The organism is Bradyrhizobium sp. RP6 (genome assembly GCF_003837805.1).
In the GTDB taxonomy this organism is placed as follows: domain Bacteria; phylum Pseudomonadota; class Alphaproteobacteria; order Rhizobiales; family Xanthobacteraceae; genus Bradyrhizobium.
In genome coordinates this window covers 13630-38791 of the sequence record NZ_RQIT01000032.1, presented here as the reverse complement: position 1 = coordinate 38791, position 25162 = coordinate 13630, and the positions used below count along the sequence as shown (strand labels likewise).

24 protein-coding genes and 1 pseudogene are annotated in these 25162 nt (G+C 59.0%); 13 read left to right on the top strand and 12 right to left on the bottom strand.

All coding sequences use genetic code 11. The annotated features are described in order from the left end of the window. Positions 1-22: 22 nt before the first annotated feature. The gene (locus tag EHH60_RS34195) at positions 23-2464 is read left to right on the top strand and encodes a hypothetical protein (protein ID WP_124163630.1); all 2442 of its coding nucleotides are present in this window, start codon (positions 23-25) and stop codon (positions 2462-2464) included. A 329-nt stretch (positions 2465-2793) separates the two neighbouring features. On the opposite strand, the gene EHH60_RS34185 is transcribed toward EHH60_RS34195, so the two are convergent. From EHH60_RS34185 to EHH60_RS34135, 11 genes are read right to left on the bottom strand one after another with little or no spacing between them, the layout of a single operon-like run. Beyond that, positions 2794-3831: an EscU/YscU/HrcU family type III secretion system export apparatus switch protein gene (locus tag EHH60_RS34185; RefSeq protein WP_036031186.1), complete on the bottom strand. Its 1038-nt coding sequence runs from the start codon at positions 3829-3831 to the stop codon at positions 2794-2796. Beyond that, positions 3828-4649, bottom strand: a complete 822-nt coding sequence (gene sctT / locus EHH60_RS34180) for a type III secretion system export apparatus subunit SctT (RefSeq protein ID WP_036014821.1) — start codon at positions 4647-4649, stop codon at positions 3828-3830. Before sctT ends, EHH60_RS34185 begins: the two co-directional genes overlap by 4 nt. Positions 4650-4659: 10 nt before the next feature. Beyond that, the gene (locus EHH60_RS34175; protein ID WP_036014823.1) at positions 4660-4935 is read right to left on the bottom strand and encodes an EscS/YscS/HrcS family type III secretion system export apparatus protein; all 276 of its coding nucleotides are present in this window, start codon (positions 4933-4935) and stop codon (positions 4660-4662) included. A 2-nt stretch (positions 4936-4937) separates the two neighbouring features. Next, positions 4938-5603, bottom strand: coding sequence for a type III secretion system export apparatus subunit SctR (sctR, locus tag EHH60_RS34170; protein WP_124163629.1), 666 nt, complete (start codon positions 5601-5603; stop codon positions 4938-4940). Beyond that, positions 5596-6717, bottom strand: a complete 1122-nt coding sequence (gene sctQ, locus EHH60_RS34165; protein WP_124163628.1) for a type III secretion system cytoplasmic ring protein SctQ — start codon at positions 6715-6717, stop codon at positions 5596-5598. The genes sctR and sctQ overlap by 8 nt, the downstream gene beginning before the upstream one ends. Continuing rightward, positions 6714-7250 carry a hypothetical protein gene (locus EHH60_RS34160; protein ID WP_124163627.1) on the bottom strand — a complete coding sequence of 179 codons (537 nt, stop codon included), beginning with the start codon at positions 7248-7250 and terminating at the stop codon, positions 6714-6716. The genes sctQ and EHH60_RS34160 overlap by 4 nt, the downstream gene beginning before the upstream one ends. After that, positions 7226-8581, bottom strand: coding sequence for a type III secretion system ATPase SctN (sctN, locus tag EHH60_RS34155; RefSeq protein ID WP_036014832.1), 1356 nt, complete (start codon positions 8579-8581; stop codon positions 7226-7228). Before sctN ends, EHH60_RS34160 begins: the two co-directional genes overlap by 25 nt. Further along, a complete protein-coding gene (gene sctL / locus EHH60_RS34150) occupies positions 8578-9198 on the bottom strand; it encodes a type III secretion system stator protein SctL (RefSeq protein WP_036031175.1) in 621 nt (206 codons plus the stop codon). Before sctL ends, sctN begins: the two co-directional genes overlap by 4 nt. Further along, positions 9195-9827: a nodulation protein NolU gene (locus EHH60_RS34145; protein ID WP_124163626.1), complete on the bottom strand. Its 633-nt coding sequence runs from the start codon at positions 9825-9827 to the stop codon at positions 9195-9197. Before EHH60_RS34145 ends, sctL begins: the two co-directional genes overlap by 4 nt. Before the next feature lie 11 nt (positions 9828-9838). Next, a complete protein-coding gene (sctJ, locus tag EHH60_RS34140) occupies positions 9839-10705 on the bottom strand; it encodes a type III secretion system inner membrane ring lipoprotein SctJ (protein WP_124163625.1) in 867 nt (288 codons plus the stop codon). 8 nt (positions 10706-10713) lie between these two features. Further along, the gene (locus EHH60_RS34135) at positions 10714-11214 is read right to left on the bottom strand and encodes a nodulation protein NolB (RefSeq protein WP_199752391.1); all 501 of its coding nucleotides are present in this window, start codon (positions 11212-11214) and stop codon (positions 10714-10716) included. 184 nt (positions 11215-11398) lie between these two features. On the opposite strand from EHH60_RS34135, the gene EHH60_RS34130 reads away from it, so the two are divergent. The 3 genes from EHH60_RS34130 to EHH60_RS38345 all read left to right on the top strand — a co-directional run bounded on the left by EHH60_RS34130 (position 11399) and on the right by EHH60_RS38345 (position 14482). Then, the gene (locus EHH60_RS34130; RefSeq protein WP_199752385.1) at positions 11399-12094 is read left to right on the top strand and encodes a secretin N-terminal domain-containing protein; all 696 of its coding nucleotides are present in this window, start codon (positions 11399-11401) and stop codon (positions 12092-12094) included. A 305-nt stretch (positions 12095-12399) separates the two neighbouring features. After that, positions 12400-13266 carry a hypothetical protein gene (locus tag EHH60_RS38350; protein WP_245454656.1) on the top strand — a complete coding sequence of 289 codons (867 nt, stop codon included), beginning with the start codon at positions 12400-12402 and terminating at the stop codon, positions 13264-13266. A 790-nt stretch (positions 13267-14056) separates the two neighbouring features. Further along, positions 14057-14482, top strand: coding sequence for a hypothetical protein (locus EHH60_RS38345; protein WP_225114932.1), 426 nt, complete (start codon positions 14057-14059; stop codon positions 14480-14482). A 660-nt stretch (positions 14483-15142) separates the two neighbouring features. On the opposite strand, the gene EHH60_RS34115 is transcribed toward EHH60_RS38345, so the two are convergent. After that, complete coding sequence (locus EHH60_RS34115) at positions 15143-16588, bottom strand: DUF1521 domain-containing protein (protein ID WP_036031150.1); 1446 nt, start codon at positions 16586-16588, stop codon at positions 15143-15145. Between the two features lie 922 nt (positions 16589-17510). On the opposite strand from EHH60_RS34115, the gene EHH60_RS34105 reads away from it, so the two are divergent. From EHH60_RS34105 to EHH60_RS38900, 9 genes and pseudogenes are all read left to right on the top strand, one after another. Beyond that, positions 17511-17819, top strand: a complete 309-nt coding sequence (locus tag EHH60_RS34105) for a hypothetical protein (protein WP_036031147.1) — start codon at positions 17511-17513, stop codon at positions 17817-17819. Between the two features lie 42 nt (positions 17820-17861). Next, positions 17862-18053: a hypothetical protein gene (locus EHH60_RS34100; RefSeq protein ID WP_036014847.1), complete on the top strand. Its 192-nt coding sequence runs from the start codon at positions 17862-17864 to the stop codon at positions 18051-18053. A gap of 115 nt (positions 18054-18168) precedes the next feature. Beyond that, a complete protein-coding gene (locus EHH60_RS34095) occupies positions 18169-19062 on the top strand; it encodes a SctD/MshK family protein (protein ID WP_036031142.1) in 894 nt (297 codons plus the stop codon). 33 nt (positions 19063-19095) lie between these two features. Beyond that, positions 19096-19632: a hypothetical protein gene (locus tag EHH60_RS34090; RefSeq protein ID WP_036031139.1), complete on the top strand. Its 537-nt coding sequence runs from the start codon at positions 19096-19098 to the stop codon at positions 19630-19632. A gap of 2 nt (positions 19633-19634) precedes the next feature. Continuing rightward, positions 19635-20063 carry a tetratricopeptide repeat protein gene (locus tag EHH60_RS34085; protein WP_036031136.1) on the top strand — a complete coding sequence of 143 codons (429 nt, stop codon included), beginning with the start codon at positions 19635-19637 and terminating at the stop codon, positions 20061-20063. Positions 20064-20072: 9 nt separating this feature from the next. After that, complete coding sequence (gene sctV / locus EHH60_RS34080; RefSeq protein WP_124163623.1) at positions 20073-22163, top strand: type III secretion system export apparatus subunit SctV; 2091 nt, start codon at positions 20073-20075, stop codon at positions 22161-22163. Positions 22164-22379: 216 nt separating this feature from the next. Then, a complete protein-coding gene (locus tag EHH60_RS34075; RefSeq protein ID WP_245333766.1) occupies positions 22380-22784 on the top strand; it encodes a tetratricopeptide repeat protein in 405 nt (134 codons plus the stop codon). A gap of 119 nt (positions 22785-22903) precedes the next feature. Beyond that, positions 22904-23776 carry an Effector protein NopP gene (locus EHH60_RS38340; RefSeq protein WP_245333767.1) on the top strand — a complete coding sequence of 291 codons (873 nt, stop codon included), beginning with the start codon at positions 22904-22906 and terminating at the stop codon, positions 23774-23776. 454 nt (positions 23777-24230) lie between these two features. After that, positions 24231-24470 (top strand): annotated as a pseudogene (locus EHH60_RS38900) (hypothetical protein); the annotation flags it as partial. Positions 24471-25162: the final 692 nt, after the last annotated feature.

The window sequence follows — 25162 nt, the reverse complement described above, 5'->3', positions numbered from 1 at the left end:
AAGCGATGCCAGCGGACTGACCATGGACCGATTCAACACGATCAACCCAGCCGATAGAGAGTCCACTGCGTCAGATGCCAGCGTGGAACAGCCGCAACAGCCGCATGTTGCGTTTGAGCAGCACCTGGCAGGCGCGCGAGAGGCGGGTCCCGTATATCCTCACGCGGCATTGTATGATGTCACTGACGAAGACGATCGCCTCATCCAGGCGGCATCGGCCGCTGCTCTCGATCGAGGGCCACCGCCGAGTAAAACCACCGTCGAAATTTATGATCGTCGGCTTCGCAAATTCGCCGACGCACTGAAGAAGTCTGGCAAATCAATCTCTGGGCTGGATGACGACACGTTAGCCGGTTACGCTAAGAAGCTGCTGCCAGGCGATAAGGTCATTGCCCCAGCATTGTCAATGGTCAGTCAGTACCGCGAGCCTGACGCCGACGCTGGCCCCATCTCAACACATTATCGTCCTTCCAGGGAAGATGAGAGGGTCATCAGGAAGGCCGCCAACGCAGGTTTTGGTCGACGGATTGGCAAGAGAACGGCCGAGAGCTATGCGAGCCATCTGCGGAAATTGGCGGTAGCGCTCCGCCCCTTGTCCATGGCCGAGCTCAGTGATGATAGACTGCTTGGCCACGCGGACAGGTTGTTTCCAAAGGACAAGACGCTCATCGCCGCCTTGAACGGCCTCCGCGATTATCGCGCGACTACCCTGCAGAACAATTTAGGCGGGGAAGGAGGCAGCTCGCGTCAGGTCATTCAGCCGTCCGCGCCCTCGCCCATGCCCCCGGCCGATGGGCAGCCGATGGGGAGCGGCGCGGATGGGGGCGGCTCATTGCCGCCCGGGTTCGATGTTCCGCAGGTCAGGCATGCAATGGGTTTAGCGGCCCATTCTCCTATACAAAGTGTCGCCCAGGACGAGCTTTTCGATGCGGCGGATCGCGAGGTCCTCTTGCCGGCGACAACACATGCACCGGTGCCTTGGCCAACGACGAGTTCAATCGCCCCCTCGCCGGTGCAAAGTGTCGCTCAGGAAGGGCTTTTCGATGCAGCGGATCGCGAGAACCTCTTGCCAGCGTCGACCTTCGATGCACCGGTGCCTTGGCCAACGATGAGTCCAACCATCCCCTCCCCGGTGCAAGGTATCGCTCAGGAAGAGCTCTTCGATGCCGCGGATCGCGAGAACCTCTTGCCCACCCCAACCTTCGATGCACCGGCGCCTTGGCCAATGATGAATCTAACAATCCCCTCGCCGGTGCAAAGTGTCTCTCAGGAAGAGCTTTTCGATGCCGCGGATCGCGAGAACCTCTTGTTGGCCCCACCCTTCAATGCACCGGTGCCTTGGCCAACGATGAGTCTAACCATCCCCTCGCCGGTTCAAAGTGTCGCTCAGGAAGAGCTTTTCGATGCCGCGGATCGCGAGAACCTCTTGCCGGCCCCGGCCTTCGATGCACCGGTGCCTTGGCCAACGCTCAGTCCAATAATCCCCTCGCCGGTGCAAAGTGTCTCTCAGGAAGAGCTTTTCGATGCCGCGACTTGGCAGCCGAGCTCGCGGCAGCCGAATTCCGCCTCTGAAGACCACCCTGGACGGATGATGAACCAAGGCGCTGCGGCCCAGACCATGCTTGAGCAGACGGTCGCGGCAGCCGGCGACGCCTTTGATGCGTCTTTGAGCGTTCCCGAGGATTTCTCGCACGGCACCCAGGCCGCGCCCAATATGATGCACACGCTTCGCCGCTGGGGCCTCCTGCCGGATGCAGCACAGCGGATAAAGACCTACGATATTCGCGGTGAACGCTATATCGCCGTCTTGGGACCGGGAGGGCTCAATGATGTTCGGCTCGTCCATCTGCGGTCGCCCGCTGTCGGCGATACGTTTGATGTTTCGTTCGCCGTTCCCGAGAATTTTTCCCATCACACCCAGCTGGCCCCCGACATGATGCTGTCCACGTTGGGGGATTGGGACTTCTTGCCTGTTGCGAAACATCCAATCATGAACTACGAAATCGGCGGCGAACGCTACACGGCCATCTTGGGACCGGAAGGCCCCAAGGACGTTCAGCTCATTCATCACCCTCGGCCCGGTTTGCCGGGTGAAGCTACGCCTGCGGCACCGAGGACTTCCTCAGATATTTACGGCGGTCTTGCGCCCGGCTTTGATTGGCTGGCACCTTTCGAATCGCGTGAGGACCCTCCCTCGGCACTGGCACCAAGCCTTTCCCTGCCGTCTGCCGCACCGGCATCAGGTCATCAACCCTTCCCCCAAGTGCCTGAACTGGGAGAGTTGTTGGGCGAGGACTGGACGCACGGCCCCCAAGAGGCTTCGCCTGCCGTGATCGACATATTGCAGATCCTTGGCCTTCTGCCGAGTCGCGACGTCCCAATGACCGTGTTTTTGATCCACGGTCAGCGCTACACGGCCGAAAGCCTAGCGGGAGGCGGCGTTCTTCTGTTCCATCGGCCATAATTTGGCTGAACGAGCGGCTCGTCGGCACCACAGGCCCGTTGAGAGCGTGCTCCAGATGGGAGCCGTCCTAGTTCATGATCAGCAGTACCGCGTCATCCGAGTGGCACCCCCTGTAGCTACGGTACAAGTCGACGTCCTCGAGGGTGCAGGCGCGGAAAGCACTCGAAATCGGCGAACAAGTTGTTGCGCTTGGCGCCGCAGCTGATCCAGTGATCCGGTCGGCGAGCCCGTGGCCCAGAGGCTATCTGGGCGAGCCTATCGGCCCGTCGCGCAAGATCCCAGCGTCCATTGGGCGCACTCTGCAGATCGCAGCGTCAGGACAGGATGATCTAGACTAGCCCCGCCGCATAGAGTGCTTTTGCGACCGACTCGAAATATTGCGAGGGAACGGGGTTGCCGAGCTTTGCTTTGCCGAGCAGCTGACGCGTCAGGACATCGTCATCCACAATGTTGAGGCGCAGCGCGCGCGCCTCACCAAGCAGCTGTGAAGCAGCTTCGCCCTCGCCACGGCAGACCAAGACCGGCACGCCGGTCTCGCCGCGAACATAGCGCAGCCCAATCAACGTTGCCGATCCCCGCAATATCAACGTGGCTCGACTGACGCCGACCGGAGCCTCGTTGGCCGACTCTTGCCGCAGACGCCGGTGCTCACGCTTCACCTGCGGATTGCCCTGCTGTTCCTTGTTCTCCCGCTTGGCCTCCGTTTCAGTCATGCGCATGTCCTGCATAAATAGCCAGCGCTGGATTAGGAGGTCAGCCAATCCGCCGACCAGAAAAGCTCCAGCGGCAATCCCAGTCAGCAATTTAACCTCGGTGAAAACGAAGCCAAAACAGCTCATCCCGCAGACTGGCAGGTACACCAGCGCTTTCCAGCTGGCGGTCACCGTGAGAAAGAAAGTCGCACTAAGCAAAACCACTTTAGCCAGTGTCTTGCCAAGCTCGATGGCCGAACGTTTCGAGGCGATGCGTTTCAAGCCTTTGATTGGATCCAGTTTCTCGAGCTTCGGCTTGAGCGGCTCCGAAGCAAACATAAAGCCGCCATTGGCCAGGACATTGGCGAGAAGAGCTGCTGTGACGGCAGCAGCGAGCAACGGAGCGACGGTGGCAATCGAAAGTTCTAGCAAGCCGCTGAGCGCTTGTGGCACTGCGTTTGTGAACGGCTGCTCCTGCAGTTTATCGACCAGTTGGACCGTCTCTTGCCACTTGTCCTTGATCGCACCCGCTCGCCACCACAGACAGCCGAAACCGGCACAGGCGCTGACGCCGCTCACCAGATCCGAGCTGCGGGCGCTCTGCCCCTTCTTGCGGGCATCACGCAGCTTCTTGGGCGTCGGAGGAAGCTTTTTCTCCTCACTTGTAGAGCTCATTTCAACAGCTTCTTCAGATACTCAAGCATGTTGTTCGAGGTCAGGATTTCAGCTCCGGCGTATTCAAGCAGATAGACGGCGTAGCTAACCATGATGACCCCGAATGCAAGATTCTTGATCATTGGGGAGAGATCGTTCAGCTTGAGCTGAGATGCAAAACGGCCGAGTATCATGACCGAGACATCGACCAGCAGCAGCAGGGCCAGCACCGGCCCGGCAACTAACAAGGTCGTCATCATGATGCGATCGAGAAGGGCCAGACATTCCATTGCACCCTGCGCTGTCACGGCAGGCAGAAACTGATAGACAGGCCACACTAGGTAGCTGCCATAAAGGCCGCTCACCATGGTCTGCAGCCCGCCGACCAGTACGAAGATCGTAACTGCCGTAACGCCGAGAAAAAGCCCGGTCCCGGACGCTTGGCTGTGCGTCGCGGGATCCTCCCCCGCAACTTGGCTCGAAATTCCTCGTTGAGTATCGATGATGTCGCCGACTGCCTGTATGCTCCATAGTGGAATACTGAGCAGGATGCCGAGCATAAGACCGACGAACACCTCCTTCAGGCCAAGCATGGTAACGCTGACTAGGCGCGTGTTCGGGTCCAGGGTCTGCAGACCGAGCTTGATCTGAGCGAGGCACGGTAGGCCGATCGCAATCGTAAGGCTTCCCCGAACCAGACCGCTGATGCGCGGCCGGGTGAAGACCGGAAGCACCAGCATGATGCCGAGGGCGCGGGCCGCACTCAGGCCGGTTGCGGCGACGAGCTCGATCGTGCCCTGAACGAGAGCTTGCGCCTCCGCGGGTGACAGGCCAGCCATCCAAGCTCTGCTAATATCTTGCGGTGAGTGCTGGAAACTCGCTGAAGATGTGCTCGGCCTGGTCGATCAGAGGAGCGCTGAGCACGGGAGAAAACCCGGCGAGCACGGCTACAACAACCAGAAGCTTGACTGTCAGTGGCAAGGTTTGATCCTGGAGCTGAGTTGCCGCCTGGATGAGGCCAATGATCAGTCCAGAGATGAGAGCTGCGAGCAGCGGCGGCAGAACCCAGATCATGAAGAGCACGAGCGATTGACTCAGGTGCGTAAGGATACTGGCTTCGTTCATGGTCAACCTCCTGGGGTCGTGTAGCTTAATACCAGCCCGTGCATGAGACGTGACCAGCCGTCGATCGTGACGAACAAAAAGAGCTTGAAGGGGACAGATATCACCGTGGGGGATACCATCGACATACCCATGGCCATCAAAATCGTCGTTACAATGAGATCGATCGTGATGAAGGGAAGATAGAGAAGAAAACCGATTTCGAATCCACGCTTGAGTTCGGAGATCAAAAACGACGGCACGAGAATCGCAAAATCATCTGCCGTGACGCTGCCGCGCATGTCCTCCGACCAGACGTGTTCCGTTGAGGACAGGAAGAAGCGGCGTTGCTCTTCATTAGTGAATTTCTTCAGATGAGCTCGGAGCGGCTCCTGTCCCTCCTTGGCGGCCGTCACCCAGTCATCGAAACTTTGGTAGCGAAGTTGCGGATCGGTAAAGCGGTTATAGGTCTGCTCGAAGACCGGAGCGCTGATGAAGACGGTCAGGATCAGTGCCGCTCCGTAGAGGACGATGTTCGGCGGTATCGATTGAGTCCCCAGCGCATTGCGCACGAGGAAGAGAACAACGGAGACCTTGATAAAGGCGGTCGTTGTCACGACAGCAAAGGCCAGCAGGCCAAGGCCGACGGTAATCGCAAGAAGCGCAAGGATGCTGGGTTGAACCTCAGTCATTAAGCGCCAACCTGCCGCGCAGCCTGACGGCCAGCTCGTCCCCGATCCGCACGATGTCGCCCTGGCCGATACGTTGGCCGTTGGCAAGGATATCAACCGGCCCATCCAGAGGCCGGCCAAGTTCGAACACGTGGCCTTCGTTGAGGGTTCGCAAGGTTCCCAAGGGCATCGGCCAGCGGCCACATTCGAATATGAGTGTGATCTCGATGCTGTCGATATCCGCCTCTGACGGAGGCTGCTGTTGCACCTGGTTTTGGGGCATTATATCTTCACTCGTTAGGGGGTGGGATCGCAAGCGGAATGGTCCTCGCAGCACCAGCTTGTCGCCGCCAATCTCTGCAGGGGCCCACAATCGGTCTGCAGCGAGAATGATCTGTCCTCGCGCGAGTGGAATTACGTCCGGGAGCAGCGCGTCGCCTTGCTCTGCTCGGCGAAGAACGCCGATCGCGACGCGAAGCGAACCGACTTGGCCTGCAACGATGACCGGGAGTTCGGAAGGCAGCTTGGCCGTCTGTCGCGGTGATCGGCCGAGCAGCTCGCCGAGGGCGGTGAAGGCCGGCGGAACGGGACCGTCAAGCGGCGAGAATAGAAGCAGCCGCGCCTTGCTGGCGAGCTCACCAAAGGCGACGTCAAATTCAAGATAAGGCCTCGTATTCGGCGCTTCCTCGGTGCGAACAAGCTGCAGATTGCGCTGCGTCATTCTTTCCAGCGGAGCCAGCAAGGGTTCCAGCGCAAGTTCCAGGACCAGCGAACGCGTCGGCTCAGAAGGTAAGGTAAGGCCATCCTGCAAGGTCCCAATCAGCGCTTCCGCAAGCGCAACTGGCAAGGACAGGATCAGGGTTTCACCATTTACTTGGAAGACGCAATCAAGCATCGACGTCGCAGCCGGCTCCGCCTGCCAGACGGTTCGGCTCACGCGCACAGATAGCGGCTTCTCGCCGAGGAGGGTTTGCAGAGGCGCACGCAACGCTGCGATCTCGTTAAGCCACGAGGTCACGGCGTGCGAGAGGATCAGCGTCGGCGTGAAGGCTGCGCGTTCAGCCGGCCGATATGGCGCGGATGCGGCTTCCGCGTCGCAGGCCCCTAGCTCGCGCGGGAGAGGATCTGCAATCATGTTGGCTCACCTCCCGTCTGCCCTGATCGGCCTCGCCGGTAGCGGAGCAAGACTTCATCATCGGCTTCGATTTCGGCGGCAGCCTCGAAATGTGCATTCGTGATGCGCCGAACGTCGTGATCGATCTCACGCCATTTCTGGCTCGCCGCTGAACGCTTGGTCCAAACGGCTCGGGCCTCAAGAGCCGCAGCCTCAGCTTGCTCTTGGGCAGCACGGGCCTTGTCAAGAACGCACTGCGCCGCTGTGATCTCGTCTGTGAGTCGCCCGATGATGAGATGATAGCGTCGCTGCAGTTCGCATACAGATATCGCATCGGCCGCTAGCATCTCCCGATAGAGCTCCGCCTCGACCTTTGCGCGGCGCTCTTCGGCATGTGCAAGATGCTCGCACGCTTGTTGGACAGCTTGAATCGCGAGGTGGCGCTTGGCTTCCATGTTGGACAATTCACGAAGGGCGCTTCGTTCCCGCATGTCCTTTACCAGCCGCAGCTTTGAGGCGTGAACGGGACTTAGGCCGTCAGACGCGATATCCATGCGACCGTCTCCTCAAAGCTGCACGCCTCACCCTGCCCCTGGCGCAAAAAGGCCCGCAGCTGCTCGATCGAGGCGATTGCTCGATCGGTCAACGGATCAGAACCTTGCTTGTATTCACCGACCTTGATCAAGAACTCGGCCTCAGCGTAGCGTGAGAGCAGATCACGGAAGAAGGATGCGGCCTTGCGATGCGGCACCGACACGATCGCATCCATGACACGGCTGCGGCTAGACAGCACATCGATAGCCGGAAAATGCTCTCGAGAGGCCAGCGCGCGGGACAGAATAATGTGGCCATCAAGGATGCCGCGTGATTCTTCCGCTATTGGATCGCCCGTGCCATCACCCTCGACAAGCACCGTATAGAAGGCCGTAATGGAGCCATGCTCGCCCATGCCGGCGCGCTCCAACAAGCCCGGCAACAGCGCAAAAACGGAGGGCGGAAATCCGCGCCGGGTCGGCGGCTCTCCTGCGGCGAGGCCGATTTCACGCATGGCGCGGCTAAAGCGCGTCAAAGAATCCATCATCAAAACGACGCGAAGGCCCTGATCACGAAAATATTCCGCCAGTGCTGTCGCCATGTGGGCGCATTGGGCCCGCTCCATCGCCGAACGGTCGGAGGTCTCCACCACAACGACGGAACGGTGAAGGGCTTCGCCAAGATGACGTTCGATGAATTCACGCACCTCTCGACCGCGCTCACCGATCAGCGCAACGATGGTGACGTCGGCCGCCGCGCCTCTTACGATTTGCGACATCAGCGTCGACTTGCCGCAACCCGCATCACCATAGATTCCGATCCGCTGACCTTCTCCACATGTCAGAAGGCCATCCAGGACACGAACGCCTAGCGGGAACGGCTGTTCAATTCCGCGCCGTTTCATCGGATTGGGCGCCCTGCCGCGCAGCGGTCTGGCTTCGCCGGCTTTTATCGGGCCCTTGCCGTCGAGCGGTCGGCCAAAACTGTCGATGACGCGGCCGAGCAAACCGGGGCCGACAGCCACTTCCTGCATTCGCCCGGTCGTCACCACCTCCGCACGATTGGACAGCCCCACCATGTCCCCGATGGGCGTGAGTAACACCCCGTCCGGCAACAGGCCGATCACCTCCGCCTCGAGCGACCATCCGCTACGAGGATCCTGCAATAGGCATAGCTCTCCGACCCGGGCCTCCGGCAAGACGGCGTGCAGCAGCGTGCCCACCGCCCGCGTGATCCGGCCGCGGACGGCGCGTGTATCGATGTGCCTGGCGGAAGATCTCAAGGACGAGAGTGCGGCCTCTACACTTCCTTCTGCGGCCTCGGCATCATGGGTCGCTCGTTGCCCGGTCACGATTCAGCTTCCTCTGACAAGCCAAACCCGAGACGCAGCGCGCGCAGCTGCGCGGCAAGTCCAAGATCGACATTGCCAAACTCGCTCCACAAGACACATTGGTCCGCACTCAGCGCCGGATCCGCCTCAATCCTGACCTTCGGCCGGCCCTCAAGTCCGTCATAGTCCTTGAACTCACTGGCTAGCAGGTCGGCCTTCAGTGGGGAGACGTGGAGGCAAACCTCCGTGTTCTTATATCTTTGCTCGATGGCATGACGAACGCCGTGGACCAGCAGCTCACCGGGGTCAAACGCGCCAAGCAGATCGCGAACGATCTCGAAGACCAGTTGCGGCAATTCCCGCTCCAGAGCCGCCTTGCGCTGGGCCAGTTCACAAGTCGCCTGCGCAATCAGCCGCGCCATTTCCTCTGCGCCAGCCTTTGCACCCTCGGCGCGGCCCCGCGCCCGTTCCCGCTCATAAGCCTGGCGTGCCCACCCGCGAACCCGCTGCAGATGCCGCTCGGCAGCGGCTCGCGCCCGTACGGCATCGTGCCAGATCTCAAGCTGCGCAGCTGGGATCAGCGGTCCAAGTGGCCGAATCTGCGGGGCCGCGGGTGATGCGGGATCATCGGCCGTCATGCTCCGGCAGCCTCTGCACGCAAATGCGCCATGACGAGGGAAAGCAGCGGGCCTGCTGCGCTACGGTGTTCAGCAGTTGGACTCTCGGCGGCCGTCCCAACAGGCAAGCGTAGAAGCACGCGGATACGACCAAGCGATGAAGTCTCTTCGAGCCAGGCGCCGAGACAAGCGTGCCCGTCATATTCGATCTGTCGCGACAATTGCTCTGGATCGACGATCGGGGTCGTTGCGACGGCACTGGATAAATGCCGGACTGCGAAAGCATGCGCTTCGGCACCGATCAACTCCACCAATATCGGCAGATCGTGCCTGGAAACCAGCTTGAGGATAGAGCGTGCATGCCAGATGCTGCCCGCGAGCAGCGCAGCCCGCCGCGGCTCATGCCCCAGGAGAGCATCTTCGTTCCAATCGGCGCAGCTCACCTCGACCTTGCCGCCCAGCAGCAGTTCGGCGAGCCTTGGCTGCAGCCTGGAACTCTGCTGTAGCCGAGCCAACGTGGAAGGCGAAAGCAGCGGGTCAAGAAGCCCAGCAAAACGACCGGGATCGACCGAGGCAGCAAGCTCGCGCAGCCGATCGGCTGGGAGCGTGAACGAACGATTGGGTTTTGTGGATGACATTGATGCCGACATGAGCGTCCAGACTATGTCGCATCAGCAATCAACTTTTTGTCCGACTCCTGCTCAGCAGACACACGCGAGCCCCTACCAAACACGCTCAGCTTGCGCGATGATCGTCCAAACTGACGCATGCGCGGGCCCAGCAATACGCAAGATACGATGCCGAATAGCGCTCCGGCGCCTCCCACAGCAAGCGCAAGTAACGGGGCTGAGCCCGCTCTTGCTGACTGAGCCGCAGGAACTACCGGCGCGGCAGACTGCTCGATTGGAGCGCGCTCGACCGGCACGAAGACGACCGCGACCTTGTCATAGGACAGGCCTTCAATGCTGTTTGCGACGAGCATCTTGATCTGCGGCAACAGTGCCGAGAGCTTCGCGCTGGAGCCATGGCGAATGAAGACCGAGGCGGAGGACGGGGTCGCATCTTGTCGCAACAAGTCGTTCTTCGGCAGAACGACGTGGACGCGTGCTGAAAGGACGCCATCTATATCGCTGATCGTGCGCGACAATTCTTCGCTTAGAGCATAAACGTAACGTGCCCGCTCCTCGATCGGCGAGGCAACGAGGCCCGATCCCTTGAACACCTCGCCGAGATTCTTGAAGGATTGGCGCGGCAACCCTTCGACATTTAGCAGGTCAATCGAATAAGCGAGCTGCTTTTCCTCGACCTGGATTGTACTGGTCCCGTCCTTGGCGACAACACGGACAGCATCAACGCCCTTGCTAAGGAGAAGCGCGAGCATCTCATTAGCCTCGCGCTCCTGAATTTTGGTGTAGAGATCAGCCTTACAGCCGATCAGCGAGAGGAGAAGGGGCATCGCGAGACACACGCGAAGCCGCCGCCACGATTGACGGCCGCCACAGCTAGCCCTCTTCATATCGCCAGTCATCAGCTTATTCAGCCGGCCGATAGCAGCTTGTTTAGCGACGAGCTGACAGCGCTGGTGCCCTTAGAGACGAGGGAAACCTGAATAACGTCCCTGTATACGTCTCGCAGATTCGTCATCATCGACTCAAAATCGGCTCCAACCGGTTTAACATCCGCATGTGCACCGACGTTATCCGTCTGCAAAAGCGGCTGCGTAGCCGGTCCAGGCTGTACATTAGTCACGGCAGCCGACGCAACCGCCGGAGGAACGGCGCGGCCCTGGTACATACTGGAAAGGGTTTGGAGGATTCGGTCACCCGGCGGACTTGCCAGCACATTCGTGCGCTGGACCTCCAATATCGGCGAAGCCGCTACGGGCCGATCCGCAGGCGGGAGAGCAGATCCCTGATTTGCAGATACTTGCGCTAGGGACTGCTCAAAGCCCGCCTGCTCGCCAGCAGCTGCGGGCGAGCAGGCACTGGAAAGACAGTCGGCAGGACTGGGAGAGATCGGCGTTGCGCCTAACAACATGGAATGAGTCATTGTGCTCGTGTGGTGAGACCTAGGCGTTAACCGATGAACCGATCAAGTTCATAGGCTGGCGAGCTGACGAAAACCTGACGGAGATCGGTCTGACTACGTCATCTAAAGATCACTTTTCGCTTTCAAGCTAGGACCAAACTCCAACTTGATGATGAGCGGAAGGCGTCCGGGAATGCTCGCGCGATCCACGATCGTACATATTCTAACAAGAATTTTTTGTGCCGGCGTTTTTGTCTGTATCGGGATAATGCGCTCGTCTGCTGCATCCCTTTCGCTGCCGTCCGCCCCTTATAGCTACACTGTTCTCGATCAGGATCTTCCTGCGGCGCTGCAGGAGTTCGGCAACAATCTCAATATCAGGGTCAATGTCAGCGCCGAGGTCAAGGGCCGGATTCGCGGACGAATGCCGGACCTGCCGCCACGAGAATTCCTTGATCGTTTGACTAACCTGTACAATCTTCAGTGGTATTACGACGGGCTCGTCCTTTACATCTCCGCCGCCCACGAGGCGCAAAGCCGGCTCATCGTATTGAACCCGATCAGCTTCGATGCGTTCACCTCCGCGCTCGACGCGCTCAACATCTCGGATGAGCGCTATATCGTGAAACCGGCTCCGGGAGAGGGCCTCATCCTTGCTTCTGGCCCACCCCGATTTGTTGCGCTGGTGGACCAGACCCTTAAAGGCCTTGTGGCGGAAGCGCAGGCCCGGCGCGGCCCCGTCGCAGCCGAGAGGCCACAACGCGAGTCGGTTTTGATGTTGTTTCGCGGTTCCTCGAGCACGGTCTTGCGAGACGGGCGGCCGGAAGGTTCTCCCGAAACGCCGCACCATGAGGGCACTTTGCGCGAAACCGGTCCAGGCCAGAAGTGAGGTCGAAGATGCAAAACCGCTCCGAGCAAAGTCGGTCCGTCCGGCGTACGCCTATATTCATCCGATCGTCAGCTTTTCGAAAGCTACGGTCCCCAGCATGAGCCTGCGAGGTCTGGACGGCTGCCTTGCTTGGGGCAACCCTGATAGAGGGATCAGAGACCAGGCGCTCAAGGGAAATTAGGTAGTGCTGTCTTTGCAGGCGGCGCGAGTATTAAAAATCAATGTGGGCCTCCGCACGTGTGCTTCCGAGCTAGCCGAGGCTTCGCGGAACTCGATGCGCGTCATCAGTTGGAAGGAGGAACAGGGTGGATTTCAATGCAGTCGCCCCGGCGAATACGAGCCCGGAGCCCGACGCAGCACGGACGGCTTCAGATGCAACCGAATTCGACCGGCAGCTCAGCGACGCACAGGCTCCCGCTTTGGCGCAGGGCGTCGCCCATCCACTGCTGCAGGGCGAGGCTTATTCACCCTATCTGGACGCGGGCCATCCCTACTCTCCATACTTTGATACCGGACACCTGTATCCGCCTTACGAAGATTTAGCGCATCCCCATTCGCCAGACTCGGGTTGGCAGGATAATCTAAATGCCGCGCCTGCGGCTGTCGCCGCGCCTGAGCCGGAAAACGGCCGGCAGCATCTCTCGCCGCAGACCATCGCTCAGGCGATCGAGGAACATCCCGGCTTCGATCAAGATCTGATATGGCAGAATCTGGATGTCGACCCGTCTGATGCCGAGCCACGGCACAGTGAGCCACAAGCGGGCCCATCGCATGCAGGACCATCGCACACCGCCCCTTTTCAGGGTGAGCCGTCGCACGCCGGCCCCTCCCATGCCCGGCCATTGCAGGCGGGACCGGCCCAACCTGGGTCTTCCGCAGCTCCGCCAGAACTTTCCGAGTTCCGTATGTGGGACGGACATCTCGCCAAGGACTATTGGGTGTTTACGCCTCAAACAGCCACCGGCGCTCAGATGGACATGCTGGAGCGCAGCGGAGTGAAGCCAAGCAAAGACAACCCGACAACAGTTTTCGCCATTCTCGGCGTGCCTCATACGGCCGAATGGAGAGAGGAGGACTTCATTCGTCTCACACCTTCGCTAGATCCGACCCTTTGGCCTGAAGAGGGAGGGCAAGACCAACCTCTAGATGCGGAAGATCCGCCCATCCCCTAACGGCTGCAGCCGTGCAACGGAAGGGCGATCTCCGCGGGGCCGACAAAGACTCAGAGATCGCAGGACACCTGGTGAGAGGCGAGCTTGCCGGCGGGTATTCGCGGCCACCCTTCTCTTTTCCGGCCACTCCTAAGTGCCAGACCAGCTCGCGAGGGGTAGCGGCCAAATCAAAGACCGCGCGAGCCGAATGCGTGAAACAGTTCTCAATGGTTCGCTGAGAACACAATGGCCCGCGGAGAAGAACATCGCAATTTAGCTGCGAAATCAGGTCTGGCGCGCCGGACCCGCGAGTACGGTGCGATTTAAGAGCACCGCGAGACGTTCATGCCGTCGAGATGAGGGTAAGGGCGTTCCGGATCAGGAGAGTCAGGGTATGACCGACCCCCTGAGCACCTTCAACATCGAAGTGCTTGCTCTGCCGCTTGTCCGCCGTTCCTTGGCGAACGATTGATCATTCGCAAAACGAGGACTCTAGCATCCGGCGGTAACGGCCTGCTGATAACAGCTCTCAGTGACGTATGCCCGCGGATCATCCAAAGCATGATCATCAGAGATCGACGGATTGATCCGCGAAAACTCTGTTCGGCACCCCAAGGTCTCTCATCTCCTTTTTGCAGCCGGGCCAAAGCAGCCACTTGCACGCGATGGCCTGTTTCAGAAGCCGGGCAAGGCGCACCTCCGTCGATAGCTTTTTAGCTCGTATCGTGAGACAGAGGCCAGCTCTCTACGGCAGCCGAGCGCAGATGCCCATCCGATCCACTGGCCCTCAGTCGCGCCTGGAGCCGGACCGATGCGCGCCGATGTTCCTGGAGACAACAGCGGCCGAATGATTCGAACCGGCACCGTCCTTTGCGCATCAAACTCCAAAGGCGCGGAGCCACCCGAGATCACTGAGCGCAGGAATCACAGCATTAATCCAGCCTCACTCTTCGTCAGCTTCTTGCAAGCTGTCCCTGCTAGAACGGCGGGAATAGGTCATCTCGCGGCGCCGCCGCTATCTGGGTTTTATGACATGGACACAGGCACAGCCGATATCGCAGCAACGGCGCCAGAAGCTGGCACAAACACCGACAACGCCGCGAACGGCGGCGACAACTCGCCCGCAGCATTGTTGCAGCGAGCCTTCGAAAAGGCTCTGGTTGCCGTCGCCACCCAGGTCATAAGCGATTCCCAGTCAGATATGGATGACGCTATGAGCGAGCTAGATGATGGGTGAAGGCCCGGATTATCAGACGCGCACAGGGAAGACTCTTCGGAAGGCAAGCCGAACCGAGAACGACCGGGCGAAGCAGCCGACTTGGCAAACCAGCCGCTAGACGCGTCTTAGGTGGTCCTCCAGGTTGGCGGTGCGGCCGGTCGCAATCCGATCGCACTGGGAACTCTCGGAAGACGCCGCAGCGTCTAGCTAGGCGGGCATACGCCACACTCTTCGATGCGGATTCATCGAGTGCTTTTCAGTCAGCAGGTTTCAAGCGGAACCAACCGCTTCCCCATTGATGATCAATTCCGTCAGCTGGCTGTCCTAGATCGGTTCTGGAGCCGCCCGCGAAATTGGGCGTCAGAGAGACCCTCTGAGATCATAAAGTCGGCAGCTTTGGCGCTCGCTGCGCGCATACCAGCACAGCTCCTGGACCGCTGAGACCAGCATCGAAAAATGTTGCGGGTACCTGATCAGTGAGGTCATGGCGGGTCTGTCGGTACGATTGGCGCCCAAGCTTAGACAGCCCCGATCGCGAGATGAGAGCGGCGATCCAGATCGATACGCCGCCGCACCTACTATCTTCATCTGCCTCGCCGAACACGAAAAGCGGGCGCTAACGCCCGCTTCAGTGACTTACCCACAAGCTGAGAACGCTTCGCCAGGCTTGCGGCCAACTCAAGCGTCCGACGGTGTGCCTGGATTCTCATTGCTGTCGATGATCGCCTGGTTAACCTGGCGTCCAGACCGATCGACCCAGCCCGAGCCTGGTTGTTCATAAATCGTCTGGGCTCCATCCGAAGTCAGCTGATCAAGCGTACGGCCCGCATTTGACTGCGTCACCTTAAGGTTGTTCTTACCGTCGAAGCGGTCTCCAAGACCTTCGACGACCATGGCATTGTCGCCGTTGGTAATGGTCAGCTTCGATGCCATCGTTTTGCCGTTGCCGATATCAACGGTGTCGATGGTAATTTTCGTGCCGTCGTCGAGCTGGAAGGTCATGTTCTTTTTGAAGTCAAAATCGATCTTGCCGTCACCGTCGGCATCGACGTGGGGGTCGCCGTGGATCGCTGTGATCTTGCCCGTTTGATTGTTGCGAATGAGCACCGTTCCGTCACGTTCGTCCACCAGCATCGAATACTTATCACCAAGCTTGATCTCGGCCCTGCTGCCCCTGACCTCATGCGACCAGACTGGCGCCGGCTGAGACGACTGCGTCGGTGCCTGGGCGACCGCAACAGGCACCATCGCAAGAGGCGGCGGCGGCGGAGGAACGAAGAAGACGGGGGCGGTAGAGGCAGGCGCTGCGCTTGCATACTGGTAGTTACCAGGCCCGCGCCCTTGTTCGCCTGCATCGATGCTCGCCTGATTCACCGCGCGTCCGGCCCCATCGACCCAGCCTTGGCCACTCTCATGGATCGTTTGGGCACCATCGGACGTCAGCTCGTCAAGCGTCATACCAGCATTGGACTGCGTCACCCTTAGATTGTTTTTGCCATCCTTGTCGTCGCCGAGCCCCTCGACAACCATCGCGTTATGGCCGTTCGTAATGGTAAGCTTTGAAGAGATGGCCTCACCATTACCGTAGTCGACGTTATTGACAGTAATTTTCGTGCCGTCGTCGAGCTGAAACGTCATATCCTTCTTGAAATCGAAGTCATCTTTGCCGTCTCCGTCGGCATCAACGTGGGGATCGCCATGAATTACCGTGACATGACCAGTCTGGTTGTTGCGAACTGTCCAGGTGCCATCCTTTTCATTGGCCGTAATCGTGTACTTGTCCCCAAGGTTGATCGTGGCCTTGCCATCCTTGACCTCATGCGTCCACACCGGATCCACAGCAGGCTCAGAATTTTGATTCAGCTGGCTCATCAGCATGGTGGGAGGAGGAGGCGCCATCATGTACGCTTGGGTCGTAACGACGGCTGGCGTCACGACGACGGGAACGGCGACCGAACTGACGAGGGCTGGTGAGGCCACCGGTAGGTACTGGTAGCTCGCCGGAGCATACTGTCCCAACAAGGCGTTGAAGGCGGGAGTGACAACCGCGCCTTCTGGCACCACTCCATTCATCGAGTCGGGCGCGCCCACCACCGGAAGACCGGCCACGGGAAGATACGGCATTTAGTTTACTCCTGTTGCATAGACGAAATCTGTAAAACTGCGAGCGCTACGCATAGTCAACCAAGGTACGCAGCTTCGATTTGCATGAGAACGCACCATTAGCTCATCCGAACGAACGACTGCTTCTCTTGCCAGAACCACCAGCCCTAATGAGATCTTCCTCTCGCCGCACCACGGTAACCGCACGATCACATCACCGCATTTAACTCACAAAGACTGTAGCCCGAATACCTGTCGAAAAGCTGACGACGATGAGCGAGCGAAGCCGCACGCACTTTGACATCGATCGCATGTGCGAGACGCATCCTTCGCTAAGCTGTATCGCAAGCTTCAACGCACCTGTCCGCAAGAATCGTCTGGTACCAGATGTGCCCCTATGTCTTCGCGATACGCCACGTCTGCCGGTCATCAACCAGTCATCTCATCCTCCCCGCGCAATCAGCGCTCCCGCCGGTCGTGCACATCATCTGCGAGCAGCGATCGATCGGTTGAGCACGCGCGCGCACCAGTCTCTCCGGCATTAGGATCTTCACGGAACCTGATTTTTCGCAAGCCGCCCATGTTAGCCAAGCGAGTCAAGCGCGGACTGAGACCCGCACAACTCTATGACCTTATCCCGCTTCCGCGCTCTATCCGGCAGGCCACGCGCCTGTGCAGGGTCCGCAAGGTAAACTCATTCCTGAACGCGCAGCTAAGCACCATCCAACCCGGCCTTGAGCCAAGCCGATTATAGGCGGGGCTGGGAACGCCCGGGCGAGCCGGTGATTGCGAGCAGATGCAAGGCTGCCGCAAAAGATCAACCCACTCGCCTCAACATGAGGCTCGTCAGCTTTTCGAAAGCTAGCGCCCCTAGCATGAGGCCGCTGAAATCTAGGCGAGCAGTCGTCTATTGAGCGCAACAAGACGAGGATAGGAGAATGCGATGATCGGAGAAATGATCGGAAGCGCTGCCGGCGGATACCTTGGCGGTCCTGCCGGAGCGGCCATTGGTTCGGCACTGGGCGGGACCGTGGACAAGGTCTTTGACAAGGTGGTCCACACCTCGGTGCCCGACGAGGGTAACCACTATAAGGCCGCAGACGACAAAGACGCCGGCGACAAGAGCGAGGTACAACCCAAGTCAGATACTCTCAGCAAGAGCCCGGAGCTGAACCTTGGGCTCAGCACGCTCGGCGGTACGCCCATGTTCCTTTCGATTCCTGCGATCATCTCGCCGGCCCACAACTCGTAACAAGTCAGAACCAAGGTTATCCTAACAGAAAGGTAAGTAGACATGGCAGTTGACAATGTTGGCGGAAATGGCGGCGCTGCTGGTGCCCAGCCGACGGGCGATACGGGCTTCCAGAACCAGATGGCTGAATTCGAGCGTGTTAGCCAGAAAGTTCAGGCCCAGGCCGTGGCAATGCGTCGAATCACGACCGAACTCTCGTCCGAGAAGAAGGTCGCCGACGAGCGCGTTCAGTAGTTCTGCAAGACGGGTGGCTCACCGCGTTGCTACCGTCGCCGCGCTGTGAATGACGAAATCTGGATGAGCCGTACGGCACTGCCGTACGGCTTCTCTCGTTATTCAGGAGGTTATCGTGAACGACTCTGTTTCGCTCGAGTTCGAGGTGCTTTCGGGGCTCTATACCGGGCTCAAGGGAAAGGCAGCGGGCGGCGAAAGCATTGTTGGCAGCGGCCTCGATGCCGACATGATCTTCGTTGAACAAGGGCTTGAACCGCATCACCTTCGGATCATCGCGCAGCGCGATTCGATTGAAGTCGAGGCGCTCGCCGCCAATATCAGCATAGACGGCCTCGCGAGCATCACTTCAGGTGAGAGCGTCAGAGTGCCCCTACCCGCGGTCATTCATGCTGGTGCGATGTCCATCCGCTGGTCGACAGAGGATGTCCAGCCAGTTGCTTCGAGCAAGCGCTCTCGCAGCTCGATCATCGCACTCAGCCTGGTTCTGCTCAGCTCTGTCGTGATCGGCACCGTCTCAATTATCCTCTCCCCCGGCGATAGGGCGGTGGTGCCAAGTACCCAGTCGTCGCGCGCCGTCGAGATTGCCACTAAGCCAACCGTCGATCATTTCGATCCGAGAGCTGCTGATGAAATGGCCGTATCGCTGCGGCAAGAAATCGAACGAGCGGGCCTTCTTGACGTTAAGATCGGGCGCGGCCCCGGCGTTGTGACCGCGGAAGGCACAATTGCGCCGAACCTCGTCGCAAAATGGAAAGAAATCCAGCAATGGTTCGATCGCCAAACCAACGGTACCACGACCCTTGTGAATGCTGTCACGGTGAAAGAGGAGAAGATGCCGTCTTCGATTGCTGTCCAAGCCGTCTGGCGCGGAAGCGAACCTTATCTGCTTATTGCCGGACAGAAGTATTTCGTCGGCGCGCTCTTAAGTAATGGATGGACCGTTGATCGAATTGAGGATGGACGTGTTCTGCTCAGTCGCAACGGCCGATCTGCTGCTTTGCCATATTAAAGTCTCTACCCTGCAAGAAAGAAGGAGAAGGCGATGGCTAGGCTGCCCCAGCACTCTGTAGGGCCCGGCACCTCATCGCAGGGATTAGATGCGGGCCAGCACGCACCGGTCATCGGCTCGCCTCCCTCGCGAGGTGATAAACTCGAAGTCGGAGGCGTCCATGCGGATAGCGGCACGAAGCGCGCGTCGTGGCGGGATGCGGTTACGCATGATCTGCCAATTGATGGTGCGAGCGAAGCGGCGCTCGAGGTCAACTCCGTCGGCGCCATCCAGCGCGTCACTCTATTCGAAAGCGAAGCAGGGGCAAATGAGCTAGATCCGCGCGCGGTATTGGCTTCGCTCTATGGTCCCAATCTGTCCCGCGGACTACTCTCCTTCGTCGTTCCACGCCTCCGTCATCCGGACGTACTGCGCGCCGACAAGCATGGTGTTCTTCTGGAGCGCTTGACGCGAACGTTGGAGGCGACGCCGAATGACAAAACGGCGCGAGAATGTTTGGCAATCCTGCAGCAGGAACTACAGCGGCTATTAATGCTCCGGCAAAATCAAAACAGCTTAATCAAGGGCTAGCCATGGCCGATCCTGATGGATTGCAGCATGTGCCCGCTCCCCTGGAGCCAGAAGTCTCCAAATCCGGCGATATTCTGTCGATCTCCGGGCCGGAGCGCGACCTGCTTTGTGCGCTCTCGTATGTACATCTCGCGTGCGGGCAGAGCGCACAGAGTCTGGCTCTGTTGCGAATTGCAGCTCGCGAGCATTCCAACGACGTCGGTTTACTCCGCATCCTAGCTTACACGCTAATCTCCGAGGGCCTTGGCGACGAAGCACTCCACGTGTTGGACCGGCTGGACGCACTCGATACGCAACCCTCTTCCCGCATACCGATGACCCTGTTGCGCAGCCACGCCCTGCGTCACGCTGGCCGCATGCCCGAGGCTCGCGAGGTCTTCCAGCGCTATGTGTCACTGCGCGCGGGCAGGGCCCTCATCAAAAAGCAATAGGGATCTATCATGGCCAACGTCTTGCGTGACTTCATCGTGCGCGCTCCGGCCCACCCGGATTTCATGGTTGCCTTGATGCTGCTTCTGGCGATCGGCATGATGATCATGCCAATCCCAATCATCGTGATCGACATGCTGATCGGCTTCAATCTTGGGTTTGCCATATTGCTGCTGATGGTTGCCCTCTATCTCACCACACCGCTTGATTTTTCGTCCTTACCGGGCGTCATCCTGATCTCCACCGTATTCCGACTGGCGCTAACGATAGCAACAACGCGGCTGATCCTTGCCGAGGGCGACGCCGGCAGCATCATTCACACATTCGGCGACTTCGTCATTTCAGGGAATATCGCGGTCGGAATCGTCATATTCTTGATCGTGACCATGGTGCAATTCATGGTTCTTGCCAAGGGTGCCGAACGCGTCGCAGAGGTGTCTGCGCGCTTCACCCTTGACGCGCTACCAGGCAAACAGATGGCGATCGATGCGGAACTGCGCAACAGCCACATCGATCAGCACGAAGCACGTCGCCGACGTGCCGCCTTGGAGCAAGAGAGTCAACTTCATGGCGCGATGGATGGTGCCATGAAGTTCGTTAAGGGAGACGCGATCGCCGGGCTAATCGTGATCTGCATCAATATGCTGGGCGGAATCAGCATCGGTCTGCTCTCAAAAGGTATGTCGCTCGATGAGGCGCTGCATCAATATACGCTTTTGACGATCGGTGATGCGCTCATTTCGCAGATTCCGGCGTTGCTGCTGTCAATTACCGCTGCGACCATTGTCACGCGCGTCAACGGGCCCTCCAAGCTCAAACTCGGCGCCGATATCGTTCACCAACTTACCGCAAGTACGCAGGCGCTTAGGCTAGCCGCCTGCGTCTTGGTATTCATGGGGCTCGTTCCCGGCTTTCCTTTGCCCCCGTTTTTCGTGCTGGCCGTCCTGTTCGCTGCGGCAAGCTTCGTCAAGGTCGGCAAAGGCGACAAGCCTGCCGCTAAAATAGGAGCTAGCGTCGCTGCTTCGGCGCCGGCACCCGCAGCGGCCCAGAAGCAGCCGGTGCATGCGGAAGCACTTCCGATCGCGTTGTTCCTTGCACCGAACCTGACGGATTCGATCGACAAAGACGAGCTGGAAGAGAGCATTTCGCGTGTTTCAAGGCTCGTCTCGGCGGACCTTGGCATCACCATTCCGCGCATCCCGGCCCAGATCGGCGAGAGCTTGTCCTCGTCGCAATTCAGGGTGGATGTCGATAGTGTGCCAGTTGAGCGCGATGTGATCAATCCCGGGCACCTGGCGCTCAACGACGATGTGGCCAACATCGAGTTGAGCGGCATCCCCTTTCAGCAAGACCCGGAAACGAATCGGGTCTGGATCGAAGAACGGCATGCAGCGGCCCTCAAGGCCGCCGGAATCGGATATCATCGGCTGAGCGAAGTTCTTGCCTTACGTCTCCATTCCACATTGACACGCTATGCACAGCGCCTGGTGGGTATCCAGGAAACCCGCCAATTGCTCGCCCGGATGGAGCAGGAATATCCTGACCTGGTGAAGGAGGTGCTGCGTACGGCCACCGTCCCCCGGATCGCCGAGGTCCTGCGCCGATTGCTCGATGAAGGCATTCCAATCCGCAATACCCGCTTGCTCCTGGAGGCATTGGCAGAATGGAGCGAACGCGAGCAAAACGCCGTCCTGCTCACCGAATACGTTCGTGCTACCTTAAAGCGGCAAATCTGCTTTCGGTATGCGAACGCCCATCGCGTCGTGGTCGCCTTTATCATCGAGCGTGAGAGCGAGGAAATCATCCGCGGCGCAGTACGGGAAACTGCCGTCGGCCCATACCTCGTTTTGGATGAATGGCAGAGCGAAAAGCTGCTTGCACAATTTCGTCAGATCCATGCGACCATCGCGCAAAGTAAGAGCCAGCCTGTCGTCCTTGGGTCGATGGATATCCGGCGTTTCGTACGCGGTTTTCTCACGCGCAACGGGATCGACCTGCCTGTTCTATCGTATCAAGATCTCGCCGCCGACTTCACGGTCCAACCGATTGGATCCGTCAAGCTTCCCAAGGCGCCTTCCTCGCTTCTCACAGCTGCAAACTAAGAATGGGCAGCGCTTCCTCGTGACTAACCTATGAGATCAAATAGAATCAGGTGCCGCCGGTATTTGTGCTCCGCCAGTCCAGGGCCGCGGCCGGCTCTGCTTGCGATGCTGGCTAGTGTGCTGCTCGCTGGCTGCGCTGCCCCAGATAAGCATAGCCTTTCACCACAGCAGACGTCCACATCTGACCTCGCACACAGCGAAGAGATCGACCCTGCGGTGCGCGAGCGCATTTCGCACGCGCTCGGCCAAGATCCTGATGAAGGAGCTCTGCGTGATGCATTGAAGCAACAGCCGAACAACATCGATGCGGCGATTCCTCTTGCGCGAGCCCTGCTGGCAGGCAACCGTCCGAATGATGCGCTCGAGGTGCTCGACGGCGTATTATTGGCAGCCCCTGGCGACCTGCGCGCATTGAATGCCAAAGCGGTTGTTCTCGATCACGAGGGCCGCCATCAGGAGGCCCAAGAACTATACCGCCAAGCTCTCGCAGCGGAACCCGCAAACCCGATGCTGCGCAACAATTTCGGACTGTCCCTCGCCCTTGAACGCAAGACGGAGGCCGGCGATGCCAGCCCAGCACCGCAGGCGGGCGGCCGGCACGCATTGGCTCGTTCAAGATAGCGTGGCGATAAAGAGCGGGGCGGAATAGCGAAGTGATGCTCAGCTTGCCGACAGCTGGGCTTACTATGAACGCGGAACCTCAACCAGCGCAGCCCCCGTCGATACAAATAGAAAGTGTTATGTTTCAGCACATCATCAATCTATCTAGTAGCGAACGTGCTTCCGAGCCCGATGAAATGAGAACGAGCGCGACCGATGACTCTTCCTCCTACACGGATCGCCAAAGGTTCTCGGATGTATTCTCTAGTCTGAATTTGGCGCCATCGATCTCCTCTCCTGATGCAAGTTCGCCGCCAGTTCCGCCATACGCGCTGGTTGAAGAGCCGCCGGTCGTTGAAATCTCAAGATCTTCATTCGAGAGGAAGCTGGTGGACTTTTATGGAGCAGACATAGAGGATATTGCTGCTAATCCGCAGAGATACTCTCGCTGGGTGTCTCAAAAGGCTCAACGCACAGCGGACACCGCGTTTCGCTTCGGCACCAAGTCTATTTCGGAGAAAGCGCGATTTTTCAGCTATCAGCTCGCGAATAAGAGCGTCGGGCTTCTGAGAACGGAACCCGGAGGTCGCATGAGTGAGCTGTTCAAGGGCAACGATGATTGGCGCAAACAATTTCCTGGGCGAGATCAAATCACCTCAACGACAGCTTTCAGGGTTACTCATCCGCTCGTCGATAACGCGGGCGATATCTTGCTTGAACATCAGCTCCAGATCGATGGTAACAAACCGCTTGTTCTCTCCCACTCTTCCAATCCGGAAGCGAAAGCCCGCGCAGCAGCGTTGGGCTTTCTTGAGGTAAGCGACTCGATGATGGTGCTCGATCCCACCAAGCACGAAGACAAATGGAAGAACAAAGAAGGCAAATGGCAGCGAGCGGGTAAACCGCCTTTGTATCTTGCCGCGACTGAAGACAATAGCAGCAATGCCACGTGTACCGAAAGTATGGCAAAGCCCGCGAACGATCCGTATGATGATGACTATGACTTTATGTAGAGCGTACACGCACCACATGAAGAGCGATTGGCCAGATCAACTTTGGTGAGGTCAGGCTCGCACTGGATAACCTGATCCGCGCGACCGATAATCTACGCTATTCTGGCACCTTCGTCCTGGACTACTTCGGCGCAGTGTACTCCGAGGAGCTGCTCGCCGACTTCCAGCTCGCGTCCATGAGAAATATTGTCAAGCTACTCATCTTCTAGAGCGAGATGTGTGAGGGCGAGCCTGCCGGGTGTTGTGCCGGCGTCATATCGCGCTCGATTGACCTGAAGTCTCCATTGGGCGAAGTTCTCCTGACGCGTTGTGCGCAACGTCGCTGTGTGCCGTTGCGTACGCGAGGCCGGCGATTGGTCCGGTTTTCGCTCCACTGTTTGCCAAGACGAGACACGGCTCCGTGCCGTGTCGGATCTTCTACCATAATGACAACTATGGAGCGAAAGGCGATGCCATGAAGAACCGGCTTTCGGTCACCGGCAAGGCGGCAGGCACCGCCGCTGAAGCCTCGGAGTCGAGGACGCGCACCGCCCCGGCGGTCGAGCGCACAACGGAGAATGGCACCGACTTACACCTTCCTGACGAGGCTAGCGTCTCTGCCGGCACGGTCAAATCAGATCGACCACCAAACTTCACGCTGCGGAACGGCCTGCAGGTCGTCGTGATCCCGGATCATCGCACACCCGTCGTGACTCTCGAGGCCGCTTTTTGCGCAAACGCGTTTAAACAAGGCGACAATCCGGGTTGGATCTTCAGGGTAATCAAAGTGGGCGCTTTAAAACCGGAGCGTACACTGTCTGCCGCTTCAAGGAAGCGGCCACCGAGAGTACGCACCGCCATGGCTACCGTTCATTCCAATAAGTCCTTCTCGATCCATAGGACGTCGCTCGGCGAACTCTGTGTCCAAGACAAAGATCGCCGTGCCGGCCACCAGACGCGCGCTTCTTTCGGACGCCCGATATCGCTTCCCCACCGATGCTGCGCCGTCCGCCGGCGCCCCGCTCCGGATTCGATCTTGTTCTCCGTGGCCCGATAATCTCGCCGCAGAGCGATGCATGGTTGCTATTGCGTCACCAACGCGCTTCAGCCTTCGCATATCCCGACATTCATCACCAGAGTGAGAGTGAGAGCTCGGTCGTTCAGGGTCATCTTTCAGGAATTTACCAGCCGCTTCTCTCTCCGCCGAAGAGACGACCATCTAATCCAGCAGGGCTTTGTGGTCTGCCAAGCCATAGTCGCACCGCGTCGCATCCCGAGCTCGCAATCTGACGCTACGTTAGTTTCCGTCGCTTCATGAAAAGTAGATAGCGGCAGCGACGGCATCCATAGATAACCTATGGCATCACAACGATCACCACAGGCGGACAGTTGATTCTTGGCCCGCGC

Excerpts from the sequence above, each read along its gene's own strand:
- EHH60_RS34195 (WP_124163630.1), top strand. The coding sequence starts at position 23 with ATGGACCGATTCAACACGATCAACCCAGCCGATAGAGAGTCCACTGCG.
- EHH60_RS34185 (WP_036031186.1), bottom strand. The coding sequence starts at position 3,831 with ATGAGCTCTACAAGTGAGGAGAAAAAGCTTCCTCCGACGCCCAAGAAG.
- sctT (WP_036014821.1), bottom strand. The coding sequence starts at position 4,649 with ATGGCTGGCCTGTCACCCGCGGAGGCGCAAGCTCTCGTTCAGGGCACG.
- EHH60_RS34175 (WP_036014823.1), bottom strand. The coding sequence starts at position 4,935 with ATGAACGAAGCCAGTATCCTTACGCACCTGAGTCAATCGCTCGTGCTC.
- sctR (WP_124163629.1), bottom strand. The coding sequence starts at position 5,603 with ATGACTGAGGTTCAACCCAGCATCCTTGCGCTTCTTGCGATTACCGTC.
- sctQ (WP_124163628.1), bottom strand. The coding sequence starts at position 6,717 with ATGATTGCAGATCCTCTCCCGCGCGAGCTAGGGGCCTGCGACGCGGAA.
- EHH60_RS34160 (WP_124163627.1), bottom strand. The coding sequence starts at position 7,250 with ATGGATATCGCGTCTGACGGCCTAAGTCCCGTTCACGCCTCAAAGCTG.
- sctL (WP_036031175.1), bottom strand. The coding sequence starts at position 9,198 with ATGACGGCCGATGATCCCGCATCACCCGCGGCCCCGCAGATTCGGCCA.
- EHH60_RS34145 (WP_124163626.1), bottom strand. The coding sequence starts at position 9,827 with ATGTCGGCATCAATGTCATCCACAAAACCCAATCGTTCGTTCACGCTC.
- sctJ (WP_124163625.1), bottom strand. The coding sequence starts at position 10,705 with ATGACTGGCGATATGAAGAGGGCTAGCTGTGGCGGCCGTCAATCGTGG.
- EHH60_RS34135 (WP_199752391.1), bottom strand. The coding sequence starts at position 11,214 with ATGTTGTTAGGCGCAACGCCGATCTCTCCCAGTCCTGCCGACTGTCTT.
- EHH60_RS34130 (WP_199752385.1), top strand. The coding sequence starts at position 11,399 with ATGCTCGCGCGATCCACGATCGTACATATTCTAACAAGAATTTTTTGT.
- EHH60_RS38345 (WP_225114932.1), top strand. The coding sequence starts at position 14,057 with ATGCGCGCCGATGTTCCTGGAGACAACAGCGGCCGAATGATTCGAACC.
- EHH60_RS34115 (WP_036031150.1), bottom strand. The coding sequence starts at position 16,588 with ATGCCGTATCTTCCCGTGGCCGGTCTTCCGGTGGTGGGCGCGCCCGAC.
- EHH60_RS34105 (WP_036031147.1), top strand. The coding sequence starts at position 17,511 with ATGATCGGAGAAATGATCGGAAGCGCTGCCGGCGGATACCTTGGCGGT.
- EHH60_RS34100 (WP_036014847.1), top strand. The coding sequence starts at position 17,862 with ATGGCAGTTGACAATGTTGGCGGAAATGGCGGCGCTGCTGGTGCCCAG.
- EHH60_RS34090 (WP_036031139.1), top strand. The coding sequence starts at position 19,096 with ATGGCTAGGCTGCCCCAGCACTCTGTAGGGCCCGGCACCTCATCGCAG.
- EHH60_RS34085 (WP_036031136.1), top strand. The coding sequence starts at position 19,635 with ATGGCCGATCCTGATGGATTGCAGCATGTGCCCGCTCCCCTGGAGCCA.
- sctV (WP_124163623.1), top strand. The coding sequence starts at position 20,073 with ATGGCCAACGTCTTGCGTGACTTCATCGTGCGCGCTCCGGCCCACCCG.
- EHH60_RS38340 (WP_245333767.1), top strand. The coding sequence starts at position 22,904 with ATGTTTCAGCACATCATCAATCTATCTAGTAGCGAACGTGCTTCCGAG.